This window comes from Massilia timonae CCUG 45783 (assembly GCF_000315425.1).
Classification (GTDB): domain Bacteria; phylum Pseudomonadota; class Gammaproteobacteria; order Burkholderiales; family Burkholderiaceae_D; genus Telluria; species Telluria timonae.
On record NZ_JH992925.1, the window covers coordinates 509,694 to 524,986 of the forward strand.

The 15,293-nt window shown below is 67.4% G+C and carries 16 protein-coding genes; 7 read left to right on the forward strand and 9 right to left on the reverse strand.

Annotated features, from left to right (window positions below; translation table 11 throughout):
* Positions 1-14 precede the first annotated feature (14 nt).
* Genes HMPREF9710_RS22535 through HMPREF9710_RS22545 form a run of 3 tightly spaced genes read right to left on the reverse strand, consistent with a single transcriptional unit; the run spans position 15 to position 1,474 of the window.
* Positions 15-335, reverse strand: coding sequence for a DUF2288 domain-containing protein (locus HMPREF9710_RS22535; RefSeq protein ID WP_005670238.1), 321 nt, complete (start codon positions 333-335; stop codon positions 15-17).
* A gap of 11 nt (positions 336-346) precedes the next feature.
* Positions 347-1,033 carry an RES domain-containing protein gene (locus HMPREF9710_RS22540; RefSeq protein ID WP_005670239.1) on the reverse strand — a complete coding sequence of 229 codons (687 nt, stop codon included), beginning with the start codon at positions 1,031-1,033 and terminating at the stop codon, positions 347-349.
* A gap of 3 nt (positions 1,034-1,036) precedes the next feature.
* Positions 1,037-1,474, reverse strand: coding sequence for an antitoxin Xre/MbcA/ParS toxin-binding domain-containing protein (locus tag HMPREF9710_RS22545; RefSeq protein WP_005670241.1), 438 nt, complete (start codon positions 1,472-1,474; stop codon positions 1,037-1,039).
* Between the two features lie 124 nt (positions 1,475-1,598).
* On the opposite strand from HMPREF9710_RS22545, the gene HMPREF9710_RS22550 reads away from it, so the two are divergent.
* Entirely contained in the window at positions 1,599-2,042 is a 444-nt protein-coding gene (locus tag HMPREF9710_RS22550; RefSeq protein WP_005670243.1) for a YybH family protein, read from the forward strand.
* A gap of 46 nt (positions 2,043-2,088) precedes the next feature.
* On the opposite strand, the gene HMPREF9710_RS22555 is transcribed toward HMPREF9710_RS22550, so the two are convergent.
* Genes HMPREF9710_RS22555 through HMPREF9710_RS22565 form a run of 3 tightly spaced genes read right to left on the reverse strand, consistent with a single transcriptional unit; the run spans position 2,089 to position 4,839 of the window.
* Entirely contained in the window at positions 2,089-2,910 is an 822-nt protein-coding gene (locus HMPREF9710_RS22555) for a hypothetical protein (RefSeq protein WP_005670244.1), read from the reverse strand.
* Positions 2,911-2,914: 4 nt separating this feature from the next.
* Complete coding sequence (locus HMPREF9710_RS22560) at positions 2,915-3,622, reverse strand: hypothetical protein (protein ID WP_005670245.1); 708 nt, start codon at positions 3,620-3,622, stop codon at positions 2,915-2,917.
* Positions 3,622-4,839, reverse strand: a complete 1,218-nt coding sequence (locus tag HMPREF9710_RS22565; protein WP_005670248.1) for a sialidase family protein — start codon at positions 4,837-4,839, stop codon at positions 3,622-3,624. Before HMPREF9710_RS22565 ends, HMPREF9710_RS22560 begins: the two co-directional genes overlap by 1 nt.
* Positions 4,840-5,123: 284 nt before the next feature.
* On the opposite strand from HMPREF9710_RS22565, the gene HMPREF9710_RS22570 reads away from it, so the two are divergent.
* On the forward strand, positions 5,124-6,212 hold the full coding sequence (locus tag HMPREF9710_RS22570; RefSeq protein ID WP_005670250.1) for an MBL fold metallo-hydrolase: 1,089 nt from the start codon (positions 5,124-5,126) through the stop codon (positions 6,210-6,212).
* A 3-nt stretch (positions 6,213-6,215) separates the two neighbouring features.
* Here the strand turns inward: HMPREF9710_RS22570 and HMPREF9710_RS22575 are convergent, their stop codons facing one another.
* A complete protein-coding gene (locus HMPREF9710_RS22575) occupies positions 6,216-7,328 on the reverse strand; it encodes a metallophosphoesterase (RefSeq protein WP_005670253.1) in 1,113 nt (370 codons plus the stop codon).
* 145 nt (positions 7,329-7,473) lie between these two features.
* On the opposite strand from HMPREF9710_RS22575, the gene HMPREF9710_RS22580 reads away from it, so the two are divergent.
* Complete coding sequence (locus HMPREF9710_RS22580) at positions 7,474-8,232, forward strand: YdcF family protein (protein ID WP_005670255.1); 759 nt, start codon at positions 7,474-7,476, stop codon at positions 8,230-8,232.
* Here HMPREF9710_RS22580 and recJ read toward each other — a convergent pair.
* Positions 8,229-9,932, reverse strand: a complete 1,704-nt coding sequence (gene recJ / locus HMPREF9710_RS22585) for a single-stranded-DNA-specific exonuclease RecJ (protein ID WP_005670258.1) — start codon at positions 9,930-9,932, stop codon at positions 8,229-8,231. The two genes, HMPREF9710_RS22580 and recJ, sit on opposite strands and share 4 nt — an antisense overlap.
* Positions 9,929-10,945: a hypothetical protein gene (locus HMPREF9710_RS22590; RefSeq protein WP_005670260.1), complete on the reverse strand. Its 1,017-nt coding sequence runs from the start codon at positions 10,943-10,945 to the stop codon at positions 9,929-9,931. Before HMPREF9710_RS22590 ends, recJ begins: the two co-directional genes overlap by 4 nt.
* Before the next feature lie 159 nt (positions 10,946-11,104).
* On the opposite strand from HMPREF9710_RS22590, the gene HMPREF9710_RS22595 reads away from it, so the two are divergent.
* Genes HMPREF9710_RS22595 through HMPREF9710_RS22610 form a run of 4 tightly spaced genes read left to right on the forward strand, consistent with a single transcriptional unit; the run spans position 11,105 to position 15,202 of the window.
* A complete protein-coding gene (locus HMPREF9710_RS22595; RefSeq protein WP_005670261.1) occupies positions 11,105-12,388 on the forward strand; it encodes a lipoprotein-releasing ABC transporter permease subunit in 1,284 nt (427 codons plus the stop codon).
* A 38-nt stretch (positions 12,389-12,426) separates the two neighbouring features.
* Complete coding sequence (locus HMPREF9710_RS22600; RefSeq protein ID WP_005670263.1) at positions 12,427-13,704, forward strand: lipoprotein-releasing ABC transporter permease subunit; 1,278 nt, start codon at positions 12,427-12,429, stop codon at positions 13,702-13,704.
* Positions 13,697-14,398, forward strand: a complete 702-nt coding sequence (lolD, locus tag HMPREF9710_RS22605; protein WP_005670265.1) for a lipoprotein-releasing ABC transporter ATP-binding protein LolD — start codon at positions 13,697-13,699, stop codon at positions 14,396-14,398. The genes HMPREF9710_RS22600 and lolD overlap by 8 nt, the downstream gene beginning before the upstream one ends.
* A gap of 3 nt (positions 14,399-14,401) precedes the next feature.
* Positions 14,402-15,202 carry a TatD family hydrolase gene (locus HMPREF9710_RS22610; RefSeq protein WP_005670267.1) on the forward strand — a complete coding sequence of 267 codons (801 nt, stop codon included), beginning with the start codon at positions 14,402-14,404 and terminating at the stop codon, positions 15,200-15,202.
* Positions 15,203-15,293 lie beyond the last annotated feature (91 nt).

Below are 15,293 nucleotides of genomic sequence, written 5' to 3' on the forward strand. Positions count from 1 at the left end.
CTGCCGGCGTTTTTTTAATGCAGCTGCTTTTTCTCGGGCTGCACCAGCACGAACGGGCTCACCACCGACGCCCACAAGACCTCGTCGGCCTCCGACCAGGCCTGCGCCTGCGCATCGCTGACCTTGGCCACACTGCCCTCGTTCATCCAGCGCGTCACGCTGTCGCGGTCGTCGTGGGCGATGCGCAGGGCGACGTCGATCAGGTCCAGCGCTTCGCTGACCCAGATCACCGAGCCGCTGGCGAAGTGGCGTTCCAGCTCGCTCCACTTGATGCGGCCGGTCTCGCGGTTGATCTTGTCGTGCAGTTCGGTGTCTTTCTCGGGTTTGGTTTTCATCGTGAATCTGTTCAAAGAATCTCGACCGCAGGATGCGGCGAACCCGCCCATGTTAACCGATAGGTCTGCGCCTTGCGCACATTGCCGACCAGCGCCGGCCGGAAGCAGGCCAGGCAGGTGCCGCCCGTGTACCGCACGCTGGGGTAGATGACGCCCATCGATCCGCCGTCGAGGAGTTCGCTGGCCAGCGCCTGCGAAGCGACGTAGCTGCCCGGGTCGAGACAGTCCTCGTAGGCGGCGATGCCGCGCACGTCATGGAAGCTGGCGCTGAAATCGGCCAGCAGGCACTGGTAGGTGACGCTGTCGTCGAAGCGGTCGATCTCGGCGTATTCCACCGTCTTGTGAAAGATCACCTCGGCCAGCGACGTCTCGGCATCGAAGCCGCAATACCAGGCGCCACGGTCGCCGTCATTGAAGCGGCTGCCCTCGGGCCGCGCATAGGTAAAGGCGGCATTGATGATGCGGAAGTTCGGCACGCCGAACACCAGCTCGTCCACGCCGATGCCCGGCAACAGCCCGGACTCGCCGCGCAGGCGGTCGTTGGTGGCGTTATCGAGGTCGAACAGGTCCCGCAGCACGTCGTCGCCCTCGGCCAGCGGCGCCAGCACCGAGTCTTCCATGTCGGCGAAGCGCGAGGGGATCAGGCGGCAGGTATCGTTCTGGCGGAGCAGGGTCAGGCGTGGCCGTAGATTGCCCATCGTTTACAGGCCGCCGCGACGGGCGTCGAGCAGGCGGCGCACGCTCTGCATCGCGAGCAGGCCGCCGCCGAGCATGAAGGCAAGCGGCGTGCGGCCGGCGAAGATGGGGTTGGTGTTGGGCAGCTGGACCCATTCGTCGGCCAGCTTGTCGCCGTACAGGATGTGCAGGCTTTTATAGATGCCGAGCAGGTAAGAAATGCGGGTGATGCGGTCGACTTCGAGCACCCGGTCGGGGTTCTTCTTCCAGTCGTAGAACGCCGAGGACGACAGGCCGCCGAGCAGTTCGCGCGCATCGTCGTCGCGCAGGTTCCAGGCCGTCGCCAGCCGGAAGAAACCCTTCAGCGCCGACTGCGACAAGCGCTCGCGCTCGGCCCGCGAGTGGAGGTCGACCAGGGTTGCCGGCTCGAAGCGGCTCTTGGGGTAGGCGTAGGCTAGGCTCATGATTCCTCCGATCGTGGAGTGTTTATACTCCGTTTCAGGATAGCGTGCAAGGAGCGGTTGTCAAGCGGGCCGCCCCGTGACAGAATCGCTCAATTGCCAAATAGCAAAGTTTCGACCTCGCGGAATGCGCCTCAGCTCGCTATCATTGATCGTCGTCTGCCTGGTGGCCGCCATCGCCGCCGGCCGTGCGCGTGTTTCGCACGACGATTTGCGCAACCAGGTGATGGCGCACGAGCGCGCCTTCGCTGCCACCATGGCGGGGCGCGACTTCGAGGGCTTTGGCCGTTACCTGTCGCGCGAGGCGGTGTTCATGACGGGCAGCGACGCCCAGCGCGGCAAGGACGCGGTGCTGAAAGCCTGGCGCCGCTACTACGACGGCCAGCAGCCGCCGTTCTCGTGGGAACCCGAGCAGGTGGAAGTGGTCGAGTCGGGCACGCTGGCCTACAGCAGCGGTCCGATCCGCGATGCGGCCGGCCGCCGCATCGGCAGCTTCAACACGGTGTGGCGGCTGGAAGCGCCGGGGAGATGGGCGGTCGTGTTCGACCGCGGGTGCGACTGCAGGAAGTAGTCGTGAGGATAAGTTGGGGCGACGCGTGCGCCGCCCCGTTGACGCTTTAGTCTGCGCCCAGGCCCGTGGCGATGGCCGCATCGGCGCCGGCGCCCGCGCTGAGCATCCAGCCGGTCATCAGGAGATAGAACATCAGCAGCGTGAACAGCACCGACACGCGGCGCGCGTTGATGCCTTCGAACAGCGGTTTCTTGCCATAGGCGACGCCGACGAAATAGGCGCCGAACACGGTGGCCATGTAATGCACCGCGCCGAAGGTCTCGCCCAGCTCGCCCTTGCGTGGATGGTCGACCAGCAGGTGCGACAGGATCACCAGGATCAGGTACGGCACCGACGCGGCCAGCGGCGGCAGGTACAGGCCGAAGCGCTCGACGAAGGCGCGGATCGCCGGACGCTTGAGCGCCAGCAGCGGCAGGAACAGGTTGTGGATCAGGCCGGTGATGACGATGACCTTCAGCAGCACGGCCTTGTGCAGGCTTTCCTTGCCAAAGCCCAGGTTGTGCAGATTGGTCTCGGCCTGGCGGTTATTTTGCAGGAACCATTCCGGCGACTGGATCTGCAGGATGCGCTGGAACCAGCTGATTTCTTCCAGCGCGGCCAGGGCGACCAGGCCGGTCAGGCCGGCCAGCACCAGCACGCCGAGATTGAAGCCCTCGGTCTTCCAGCGGTCGATCGCGACATAGCCGAGCAGGCCGGAGGTCAGCGAAAATGCCAGGAACTGCATCCATTCGACGATGCCGTCTTCCACCAGCAGGCGCGACAGCTCATGCGGGTTGTTGGCCCAGATCAGGGCCAGCAGCAGGCAGAACGCGTTGATGATGCTGGCCGAGATGATCACCGGATGCTTGTACCATTTGTTATGTACCACTAAATTACTCCTTCAAAGACGAAAAATGTTCGGCCGCCAGCGGCCGCAGTCCTGGCGCCGGGACCGGATCGGGCTCGGGTTCCGCCAGGCGGTCGGAAGCGCGGCGTCCGGTGCGGCGCAGCGCGGCGGCCAGCAGGACGGCCACGGCCCAGGCCCACAGCAGCGGGTCGATCAGGGCATCCCACAGGTTGCCGGTCGGCAGGCGCAGCAGGGCGAAGAGGGCGAGCGCGCCGAGCAGGCTCGCCGCCGGCCCGCGCGCATGGCCACGCATGATGGCCACGACACAGACGATGGCGGCGGCGATGCCGAGCAGCGGCGCGGCGGCCTGGCCGAAGCCGGCATAATAAAAACCGCGCGCCAGGAAGCCGACGGCGTCGAGATACAGCAGGGCGCCGCTGACGACCAGCACGCCGGCCAGCGCCTGCGGCATCACCTGGCTGCGGCGGATGCCATGCCAGCGCTCGGCCAGGCGCAGCAGGCAGCAGCCGACCAGCAGGCCGCTCGGATACTGGAAGGCCAGGCCCAGCCACCAGGCCGGCGACAGTTCGCCCGGCAGGGCCATCGCCGCCAGCGCGAGCGCCAGCACCGCGGCCAGCGCCACGCGCGACATCGGCGCCGAGCGGCGCCACAGCGCGCACGCCAGGGTGGCGAGGACGATCGCCCAGCCGAGGCGGCCGTACAGCATTTGCAGCGAGAGATCTGGCAGGTTCATCAAATCAGTCCTCCGGCGTTGATGCGATAGCGGTGGTGGGCGATCGCCTGGCGCTGCCAGGTGTAGGTCACATGCAGTTCGTCGCCGACCTGCTGCAGGGTCGGATACGAGAATTCGTCGCCGGCCTTGCCCTTGGCGATGTCGGCCACCGTGCGCCAGGTGCGCATATCGTCGGAAATCGACAGGCGCAACCTGCTCCGCGCCGAGGCGTCGTCGGCGGCGTGGTTGTGCAGCATCAGGAACTGGCCGCTGGACAGGCGAATGGCCGCCATCGAGGTATTGTGGTTGGGCAGGTCGAGCGCCGGCAGGTCTTGCCAGCTGGCGCCGCCGTCGAGGCTGGCCGCGTGCTGCATGCGGCGCGCGTCGCTGTCGTCGCGCAGCAGGGCGCGCACCTCGGTCTTCGACACCGCCACGATCGCCGGTTGCAGGGTCGAGGTGCTTTGGCCGATGCGCGCCAGCGAGGTCGGGTTGCCCTGGGCGTCGAACGCCATCAGCATCGGATACTTGTTGCCGATCTCAAAATAGACGGGCAGCCACCAGCCGCCGTCGCTGAGCGCCAGCGGCGAGGTGCGCACCAGCGCGCTGGTGTTGAACAGCGGCGAGGTCGGCAGCACGCGGCGCACGCGGAAGCTGGCGCCCTGGTCGTTCGACACGATGTGGGCGATGCGCGACGCCGCCCAGCCGCCCAGGCCGGTGGCGACGACGTACAGGTGGATCTTGCCGTCGCGGTCGGTCCAGGCGACCGGATTGCCGATGCGGCGCACCCCGAAACCGAGCGCGGCGCCGAGCGACTCGCGGCTGGCGACCATCCACGGCGCGCTCCAGGCGCCATTGGCCCAGGTCGAGGCATACACCTTGACGTCGGGACCGCTCTCGCGGCTGCCGGCCCACCAGAAGGCCAGCATGCGGTTGCCCGGCAGCGGCGTCATCGAGCTGGCGTGGGCCGACGGCATGCCCTGCGGCGCGGGAATATGGGTGCTCGACAGTTCGGTGAGCGTGACCGGGCCGCCGCGCATGGCGCCGGCCAGGCTCGGCTGGCCGGCGGCGTGGGCGCTGCGGCTCCAGCGCAGGCCCTCGGCGCCGATCATGAGCAGCACGAGCAGCACACAGCCGAGCAAGACGAGATTGCGGGGGCGCGGCTGAGGGATCTGGGGATTCTCCATTCGCTTCCAGTAGAGGGAACCCAGCTTTGCGTCCTGCACCGCGGGTTCGAGCATTGAACGTCCCGGGAGGCGAGGATGTCGCTGCGGGGTTGCTAGCGCTAAATGGCCAGCCAGCAAAAGGCGCTATCGTACCGGAAAGCCACGGAAAACACATCAGTCAGAGGCGATATCGGTCCGAAATCGATGCCTGGACAGGCGTCATGACACGCTGGATACCGCCAGGTAAGGGCAGATCATGGCAAGCTTGCCAAGTTATCGGCAATTTCTCGATAACAAGGCCACAACTCCGCCTGCAACTGCCCCTATACTTGCGTTTTCGACAGCCCGGACTCTGCTGCATGCGTACTTTACCCGTACTACTCATCCTGATCCTTGTCTTGCTTGGGGCTGGGTGTGCGAACCAACATCCTTATTTCGACTCCAGCAAGCCGCACCACCGGCCCGAAGGTTTCGCCAACAACTACCCGAACAACCCCGCCTACCAGCGCCCGACACTCGGCTTCTTCGAGGGCTGGGCGGCGCGCATCAGGAACTGGACCGAGGACGCATCCGTGCGCGCCCCGAGCGCGCCGATTCCGACGGTGGCGCCCGACCTGGCCTTCATCCACGCCAACCGCGGCACCCCGGCGCTGACCTGGATCGGCCATGCGACCTTCCTGTTCCAGACCGGGACGGGCGTGAACCTGCTGTTCGATCCGGTGTTCGACGAACGCGCCTCGCCGCTGTCCTTCGCCGGGCCGAAGCGTCACCAGCCGCCGGGCGTGTCGCTCGCCGACCTGCCGCGCATCGACGTGGTCCTGATCAGCCACTCGCACTACGACCACCTGTCGCGCGACTCGCTGCGCCGGCTGTACCGCCAGGCCGGCGGCCCGCCGCTGCTAGTGGCGCCGCTGGGCGTGGACCTGTGGCTGGAAAAGAACGTCACCGGCGGCGACCGCTCTCGCATCGTCAAGCTGGACTGGTGGGACAAGACCGTCTACCAGGGGCTCGAACTGCACCTGCTGCCGGTGCATCACTGGTCGGCGCGCTCGCTGTGGGACCGCAACGAGACCCTGTGGGGCGGCTTCGCGGTGACGCGCCCGGGGCATTCTTTCTTCTTCTCGGGCGACCTGGGGTACTCGAAAGACATCCAGGACATCGCGGCGCGCTTCGACGGCTTCGACCTGGCGGCGATCGGCATCGGCGCCTACCAGCCGGTCTGGTACCGCAATTCGCACGTGAGCCCGGACGAAGCGGTGCGCATCCACCGCGAGCTGCGCGTCAAACGCAGCGTCGGCATGCACTGGGGGACGTATCCGATGGGGCAGGAGAGGCTGGACCAGGCCGCGATCGACCTGGCCACCGCGCGCAAGGCGCAGGGCGTGGCCGATGACGAATTCTTCGTCATGAAGATCGGCGAGACCTACCGCGCGTCGGGCCCGCGCTGACACTCACGGTTGCGGCGCGCGCAGGGTCAGCTTGAGGATCTCGCCCGGTTGCCACAGCCGCATGCGCGGCCCCCAGCCGCCGGCCCCGCGGCTGATCACCAGCTGCATGTCGCCTTCGCGGTGCAGTCCGACCAGGTGCGGGAATTCGCGCTTGACCAGATAGCTGAACGGCCAGATCTGGCCGCCGTGGGTATGGCCGGACAGCATCAGGCTCACGCCTTCGCGCGCCGCGCGTTCGACCAGGCCGGGCGCCGGGATGTGCGCCAGCAGGATGGTGGCGCCCTGCGCGCGGCTCGGAATCGTGCGCTCCAGTCCGGCGTAAATATCACCGCCGCCGCGCATGGCGCGCCCGATGTCGTCCAGCCCCGCCAGGTGCAGGCCGGGCGCGATCTCGACCCGCTCGTCGCGCAGCCATTGCACGCCGCCGGCGGAGAATTCCTCGATCGTGCCGCCGGCGTCGCCGTAGTATTCGTGGTTGCCCGTCACCGCCCACACGCCCAGCGGCGCGCGCAGGCGTTTGAGCACCGGCGCCAACTGGTCGTCGTTGATCGGCTCGTCCTCGACCTGGTCGCCCAGCATCACGACCGCGGCCGGTTCCAGGGCATTGATCTGGTCGACCCGCTTGCCGAGCCAGGCGGCGCGGCGCTGGGCGCCGAGGTGGGTGTCGCTGATCGCGACCAGGGTCGTGCCGTCGAGCGCTTGCGGCAGTCCGGCCAGCGTCAATTCGTGCTCGACGATGCCGGGCGCGCGCACCGCCTGGAAGATGGCGAAGGCGCTGACCGACACGCCGGCGATGGCGCCGGCCGCCAGGATCCCTGGCGCCCACTGGCGCAGCCATAGCCCGAAGCCGGTCGCCAGGTCGGCCAGCAGCAGGTATTGCGTCATCACGAACAGGATGCCGAGCCAGGTCATGGCGAACTGACCCGGCCACCAGCGCCAGTCGAGGGCGGCGTCGCCCAGGCGCACGCCGAGCAGGTAGACGGCCCAGACCACCACGGCGCCGAGCCACCACCAGCGCGCCTTGACGCGCGTGCGTATCGGCGCCAGCGCATACAGGCGATGCGCCACGTAGAAATGCATCAGTGTGCCGATGCCGTTGAGGATGAGTGAAAACATGCGTACTTACACCGGTTCGGGCCGGCGAGCGTAGTCCAGAACCGGGCAATCATAGCGGGAATGCAATCTGCATGTCGCCAGGAATTATCCTTAGGTCAGTGTCGGGTTTATACTGCGTTGTTCCCGTTCATGAACCATCGCCCCAGTGACAGAACTGCTTAACGCGGTCGCGCGCAACCTGATCCTTCCTCCCGCCAGCCTGCTCCTCCTGATCGCGATCGGCCTGCTGCTGCGCCACCGCTGGCGCCGTGCCGGCGGCATCGTCGCCGGCGCGGCGCTGGCGTTGCTGGTCTTCTTGTCGAGCGGCGCCGGCGCGGGCTTCCTGGTCCGGCCGCTGGAAGCGATGGCGACCCCGCTGCGCGAGCCGGAAAAGGCCGGGGCGCAGGCGATCGTGGTGCTGGCGGCCGGCCGCCTGCGGGCGGCGCCGGAATACGGCGACCGCGACATCCCCGACCATATCGCGCTGGCGCGCCTGCGCTACGCGGCGCACCTGCACCGGCGCACCGGGCTGCCGATCCTGGTCAGCGGCGGCGCGCCAGGTCCAGGCGCCATGAGCCTCGCCGATGCGATGGCCGCCGCGTTGCGCGAGGACTTCGGGGTTCCGGTACGCTGGGTCGAGGGACGCTCGCGCAATACGGCCGAGAATGCGATGTTCAGCGCCGCGCTGCTGCGTCCCGAGAAGGTCGGACGCGTGCTGCTGGTGACCGATGCGATGCACATGGAGCGCGCCCGCACCGTATTCCAGCGCGGCGGGCTGCAGGTGACGGATGCGCCGACCATGTTCTTCGGCGAGCAGGCGCGCGGCGCGGGCGCCTGGGCGCCGAGTGCCGAAGGCATGCGGCGCGCGTGGTATGCCTCGTATGAGCTGATCGGGATTGCCTGGTACCGGCTGAAGTCGAGCTAGGCCGCTTCGGCATGCTCCACCAGCAACTGCACCTTGGTCACCCCATTGTATTCATTCGCATCGAGCCTGAACGCCACCCGCGCGCGCTCGGGCAGGCTGTCGGGATGCCCGAACCAGATCGCATCGTAACGGCGGCCGTTTTTCTCCAGCAGCAGTTTCAAATGGCGCTCCTTCAGGACGCGCTGGCTGATCACGCGGAACTCGTCGCAGAACACCGGCGGCGCGAAGCCCTGGCCCCAGACCTGGCCATCCATCAGTTCGATGAACTGGGTCGAGTAGAACTCATCTTCCAGCGGCCCGTCGGTCTCGACGATGCGCTCGAGCTGGGCCTCGGTCAGCCAGGCCTGGCCGACCGCCTCGAAGGCCTGGCAAAAATGCTCGAAGGCGTCGTGGCGGATCGACAGGCCGGCCGCCATTGAATGGCCGCCGAACTTGTCGATCAGGCCCGGCACGCGCTTGGACACCAGGTCGAGCGCATCGCGCAAGTGAAAGCCCGGGATCGAGCGGCCCGAGCCCTTGATCCAGCCGTCGCCGGCCGGGGCGAAGGTGATCGTCGGCCGATAGAATTTTTCCTTCAGGCGCGAGGCCACGATGCCGATCACGCCCTGGTGCCAGCCTTCGTCGAACACGGCGATGGTGCTGGCGCTGGTGGGCTCGAAGGTATCCAGGTGCAGCAGGGCGGTGTCCTGCATCTCGGCCTCGATCTCGCGCCGCTTGAGGTTGATCTCGTTGAGCTGCTGGGCGATGGCCCAGGCGCGGCCCTCGTCGTCGGTGGTCAGGCACTCGATGCCGAGCGCCATGTCTTCCAGCCGGCCGGCGGCGTTCAGGCGCGGGCCGACGGCAAAGCCCAGGTCGAACGGCGAGGCGCAGCGCGCTTCGCGGCCGGCCACGCGGAACAGGGCGGCCACGCCCGGATGCATGCGGCCGGCGCGCATGCGCTTGAGGCCTTGCGCGACCAGGATGCGGTTGTTGGCATCGAGCTTGACCACGTCGGCCACGGTGCCCAGCGCAACCAGGTCGAGCAGGCTGTCGAGTTTGGGCTGGGTCTGGGCGTCGAACACGCCGCGCCGGCGCAGCTCGGCGCGCAGGGCCAGCAGCACGTAGAACACCACGCCGACGCCGGCCAGGTTCTTGCTGGGGAAGCCGCATTCGGGCTGGTTCGGATTGACGATCACGCGCGCCGGGGGCAGCGTGTCGCCCGGCAGGTGGTGGTCGGTGACCACGACTTCGATGCCGAGCCGGTTGGCCTCGAGCACGCCCTCGATGCTGGCGATGCCGTTGTCGACCGTGACGATGATGTCGGGATTCTTTTCGCGCGCGGTGATCTCGACGATGCCGGGCGTGAGGCCATAGCCGTGCACGACGCGGTTGGGCACGAAGTAGTCGACCTCGGCGCCCATCGCGCGCAGGCCGCGCAGGGCGACCGCGCAGGCGGTGGCGCCGTCGCAATCGTAGTCGGCGACGATGGTCATGCGCTTGCCGGCCTGGATGGCGTCGGCCAGGAACACGGCGGCGGCGTCGATGTGCTTCAGGCCCGAGGGTGGGGACAGCGCCGCCAGCTCGCTCGAGAGTTCGCGCACGTGCTCCAGGCCGCGCGCGGCATAGATGCGCGCCAGCACCGGGTGGACGCCATCCTGGCGCAGCAGTTCCGAGATGCGGAACGGGCAGGGGCGGGTGGAGATACGGGTCTTCTGGGTCAAGTCAGTGAATCCAATGTCGGGCGGCGCCAGAATTTGCGCTGCGCCATCGCGGTCGTCGTGTGCTCGGCCAGGCCTTCGCGGCTGCTCAGGACCAGGCGCAGTTCGCGCACGCGGCCATCCTTGAGGGAAGCCAGCAGCGGCGCGAACAGTGTGTCTTCGAGGTGCTGCATGCCCTGCAGCCAGCCGTTCCAGTCGGCGGCCAGCGCCGCCTCGCCCAGGTTGCCGGCGACCAGCAGGCCATCCTGCGCCAGGATGCCGTCCAGGCGTTCGAGCGACGTCAGGCGCTGCTGGCCGAGGGCGGCCAGCCAACCGGGGACGGCATAGGTGGCCATCGTTGTCGAAGGCGGCTGCGCCTGCATGCTTGCACCCCACACCCAGAACGCGTTCACCACCGGCAGCCGGCGCGCCTCGCGCGCGGCGTTGACGGGGTGCGCGTGCCAGGCCATCTGCACCTCGTTCTGCAGGCGCCGGTAGGCTTGCGCCCCGACGCCCTTCGGCATGAAGTCGGTCAGGTCCATATTGGCGACCGTGTCCGGGCTGGCGGTCTCGAAACCGGTCCAGTCGTCGGCGCGCAGGAACCAGGTGTGGGCGTCGCCATAGCGCAGTTCGTGGCCGATCTCTTCGCACAGGCCCCGGGCGGCCTCGAACAGCGCGCGGCCGTCCGCGTCGTCCAGGCTCACCTGGCGCGTGTCGGCCATCATCAGGTGGCTGCGCGCGATTTGGATGTGGGCCGGCGTGACGAGGTGCCAGCGGCCGGCGCCGGGTTCGAGCCCGAAGCCGCGCATGGCGGCCACGGCGAACGGGGTATGGCCATCGTCGGCAAGGCCGAGCTCGCGCGCCAGCCAGGTTTCATGCGGCAGGGCGTGGGCAACGTCGGCCTTGGGGGCGCGCCGGTCGCTCGACGTGCGCGACAGCAGCGCGCTGAGTGCCGGCGCCTGCAGGGCGCGGACCAGGTCGGGAGCGAATTCGGGGAGCGGGAGGGCGAACGGCAGGACAAGCGTAATATGAGCCATCCCGCTATTCTAGGCCAAAATCGGCCGGCCGGCGGGTTTGATCTCGGCTTGCCGGCCGGCGTTTGCACATGGTTTTTTGCTAATCCGCGCCACAAAAGTGGTTTGTCTGGCAAACTGCCGGGTTGGCGCAGCCAAAAGAACAAGAACCGACAGGATTGTATGAGCATCACCCATAAACTTCCGTATGAATGGCAGATCGGCCTGCGCTATACCCGCGCCGGCAAGCGCAGCGGCCGCAACAGTTTTATTTCGTTCATCTCGATGGCGTCGGTGGCCGGCATCGCCCTCGGCGTGGCCGCCCTGATCGTGGTGCTGTCGGTGATGAACGGCTTCCAGAAGGAAGTCACCAACCGCATGCTGTCGATGCTGGCGCACGTCGAGATCTTCGATGCGCGCGGCGCGCTGCCGGACTGGCGCGCGACAAGCGCTGATGCGCTGCGTCATCCCGAGGTACGCGCCGCCGCGCCTTTCCTCGATGCGCAATCGATGCTGCTGGTCGATGGCGTCATGAAGCCGGCCCTGCTGCGCGGGGTCGAGCCGAGCGAAGAAGCCAGGGTATCCGACGTCGCCAGACAGATGAAGGAAGGCAGCTTCGATTCGCTGCGTCCCGGTGCCTATAACGTCGTGCTGGGCCGCGCGCTGGCCAAGTCGCTCGGGGTCGGCGTGGGCGACCGCGTGTCGCTGCTGGTGGCCAGCAGCGGCATCCTGGGTGGCGCCGCTTCGCCCGGCGAAAATCCCTTGCCGCGCTCGCGGGCGCTGACGGTGTCGGGCATTTTCGAGGCCGGCCACTTCGAATTCGATTCCACGCTGGCGCTGGTGAACATTGTCGACGCCGAGGCCGCGACCGGGGCCACGGCGCCGCTCGGCCTGCGCCTGCGCCTGGCCGACCTGCAGCAGGCGCCGCGCGTGGCCTACGAGCTGCAGCAGTCGATGGGGGGCGACCTGATCATGCGCGACTGGACCAAGGTGAACACTGTCTGGTTCGCCGCCGTGCAGTCGCAGAAGAACATGATGTTCATTATCCTGACCATGATCGTGGCGGTGGCCGCCTTCAACCTGGTCTCGACCCTGGTCATGACGGTCAAGGACAAGCAGGCCGACATCGCCATCCTGCGCACCCTGGGCGCCTCGCCGCGCGGCATCATGAAGATCTTCGTCGTGCAGGGCACGCTGGTGGGCATGCTGGGCGGCCTGCTCGGCGTCGGCCTGGGTGTGCTGGTGGCGCTGAACGTCGATGTCATCGTGCCGGCCATCGAGCGCGTGCTCGGCGTGCACTTCCTGTCGCAAGAGGTCTACCTGATCAGCGAGATGCCGTCCGAGCTGCTGTGGCGCGACGTCGGCTGGATCGGCGGCGTGGCCGTGCTGCTGTCCTTCCTGGCCACGATCTACCCGAGCTGGGCGGCGTCGCGCGTCAAGCCGGCCGAGGCGCTCAGGTATGAATAACACCGTAGCAGTCATCACCAATCCGATCATGGGAACACATGAGCATCATCCACAAACTGCCGTATGAGTGGCAGGTCGGCCTGCGCTACACGCGGGCCGGCAAGCGCAGCGGGCGCAGCAGCTTCATCTCCTTCATTTCACTGATCTCGGTGGCCGGCATCGCCCTCGGCGTCGCGGCCCTGATCATCGTGCTGTCGGTGATGAACGGCTTTCAGAAACAGGTCACCGACCGCATGCTGTCGGTGCTGGCCCATATCGAGGTATTCGACGCTTCCGGCAGTCTGCCCGACTGGCGCGCGTCCGCGCAGGAGGCGCTGCGCAATCCAAACGTGCTGGGCGCGGCGCCATTCGTCGAGACCCAGGGCCTCCTGGTGCGCGACGGCGTGATGCGTCCGTCGATCGTGCGCGGCGTGCTGCCGGGCGAAGAAGATAATGTCTCGACCGTGGCGCGCCAGGTGCGCGCCGGCAGCTTTGACGCCCTGAAGCCCGGCAGTTTCAACATCGTGCTGGGCTACGCGCTGGCGCGCGCGCTCGGCGTCGGCCTGGGCGACAAGGTCACGATGGTGCTGGCCCAGGGCCAGGTGACGCCGGCCGGCATGGTGCCGCGCACCCGCAGCTTCACCGTCGCCGGCATCTTCGAGGCCGGCCACTTCGATTTCGATGCGGCGCTGTCCTTCATCCACGTGGAAGATGCCCAGCGCCTGGAGCGCTTGCCGGCGCCGTCCGGCCTGCGCCTGCGCATCGCGAACATGCGCGAGGCGCCCGAAGTGGCCGAGCAGCTGAAGGGCCAGATGAGCGGCGCGAAGGAGGGTAACCTCACGGTGCGCGACTGGCCCAAGCTCAACGCCAACTGGTACGCTGCCGTACAGACCGAAAAAAAGATGATGTTCATTATCCTCACCCTGATCATCGCGGTGGCCGCCTTCAACCTGGTCTCGAGCCTGGTGATGACGGTGACCGAGAAGCAGGCCGATATCGCGATCCTGCGCACGCTGGGGTCGTCGCCGCAATCGATCATGAAGATCTTCATGGTGCAGGGCGGGGTGATCGGCGTGCTGGGGACGCTGGCCGGCGTCGGCATGGGGGTGGCGGTGAGCCTGAACATCGATGTCATCGTTCCGTTCATCGAACGTTTGCTGGGAGTGGAGTTCTTGTCCAAAGATATATATTTGATCAGTACCGTGCCGTCCGACCTGCATGGACCGGACGTCGCCGTCATCGGCGTCATCTCGGTGCTGCTGGCGTTTGCCGCCACCGTGTATCCGAGCTGGGCCGCATCGCGCGTGAAACCGGCGGAGGCGCTGCGTTATGAGTGATGCATTCAACGGCGCCCCGGTGCTGGCCTGCCGCGGCCTCGGTAAAACCTTCAAGCAGGGCGACGCCAATGTGCGCGTAATCGACGGCATCGATTTCGCCGTCCACCGCGGCGAGCGGGTCGCCATCGTCGGCGCCTCCGGTTCCGGTAAATCGACCCTGCTGCACCTGCTGGGCGGCCTGGATACGCCGAGCAGCGGCTCGGTGACCCTGCACGGCGAGGATTTCGCCAACCTGTCCGAGGCGCGCCGCGGCGAGCTGCGCAACACGGCGCTGGGCTTCGTCTACCAGTTCCATCACCTGCTGCCGGAGTTTACGGCGCTCGACAACGTCATGATGCCGCTCCTGATCCGGCGCGAGCCGCGCCCGGTCGCGATGGAGCGTGCGCAGGCGATCCTGGAACGCGTGGGCCTGGGCAAGCGCGTCGTGCACCGTCCGGGCGAACTGTCGGGCGGCGAGCGCCAGCGGGTGGCGCTGGCGCGCGCGCTGGTGACCCAGCCGGCATGCGTGCTGGCCGACGAACCGACCGGCAACCTCGATCACACCACGGCGCAGATCATTTTCGACCTGATGCTCGAACTGTCGCGCACCCTCGGCACCGCCTTCGTGATCGTCACCCACGACATGGAACTGGCGCGCCGCTGCGACCGCGTGCTGCGCATGACGGAACACGGCCTGCAGCCGGCGCAAGGCTGAACCATGTGGATCGATACCCACGTCCACCTGGATGCCCGGGAGTATGGCGGCGATGGGCTTGGCGTCGCACTGAAGGCGCGCGAGGCGGGTGTGTCGATGATCGTGATCGTGGCGGTCGAGCGGGGTAATTTCGACGCCGTGGCCAGCCTGGCGCACGGCAACCCGAACGCCTGCTATGCGCTCGGGATACACCCGATCTGCGTGCCGCAGGCGCAGGATGACGACCTGGCCTATATGCGCACGCGGGTCGAGCAGGCGATGAGCGACCCGCGCTTCGTGGGCATCGGCGAGATCGGGCTGGATTTCTTCATTCCCGAACTGAAGGAACCCGCCATGCGCGACAAGCAGGAGCGGTTCTTCCGCGAACAGTTGCGCATCGCGCGCGACTTCGGCCTGCCGGTCCTGACCCATGTGCGGCGCTCGCAAGACCAGGTGCTCAAGCACCTGCGCCAGATTCGCCCGCCAGGGGGGATCGCCCATGCATTCAACGGCAGTTTCCAGCAGGCGCAGAATTTCATTGAGCTGGGATTTCACCTGGGATTCGGCGGCAACATGACCTTCACGCGCGCGCTGCAGATCCGGCGCCTGGCGGCCGAGCTGCCCCTGGAATCGATCGTGCTGGAGACCGACTCGCCCGACATCGCGCCGAGCTGGATTCATCCGGGACGCAACAGTCCCGATCAACTCCCGGGCATCGGCGCCACCCTGGCCGAATTGCGCGGGATCGGGGTGGACGAGGTGCGCGAAGCCGCCTACCGCGCCTCGCTGGCGGCCATTCCCCGCCTAGCCGCGCTGTGTCCTTGACACGAAAGCCACGAGTATCGGTTTTCGACGTAGTTCACTCGTCAATTGTGAGCGCGAGCAAACCGTAATTGATACCGCCGTGCCAAGATTC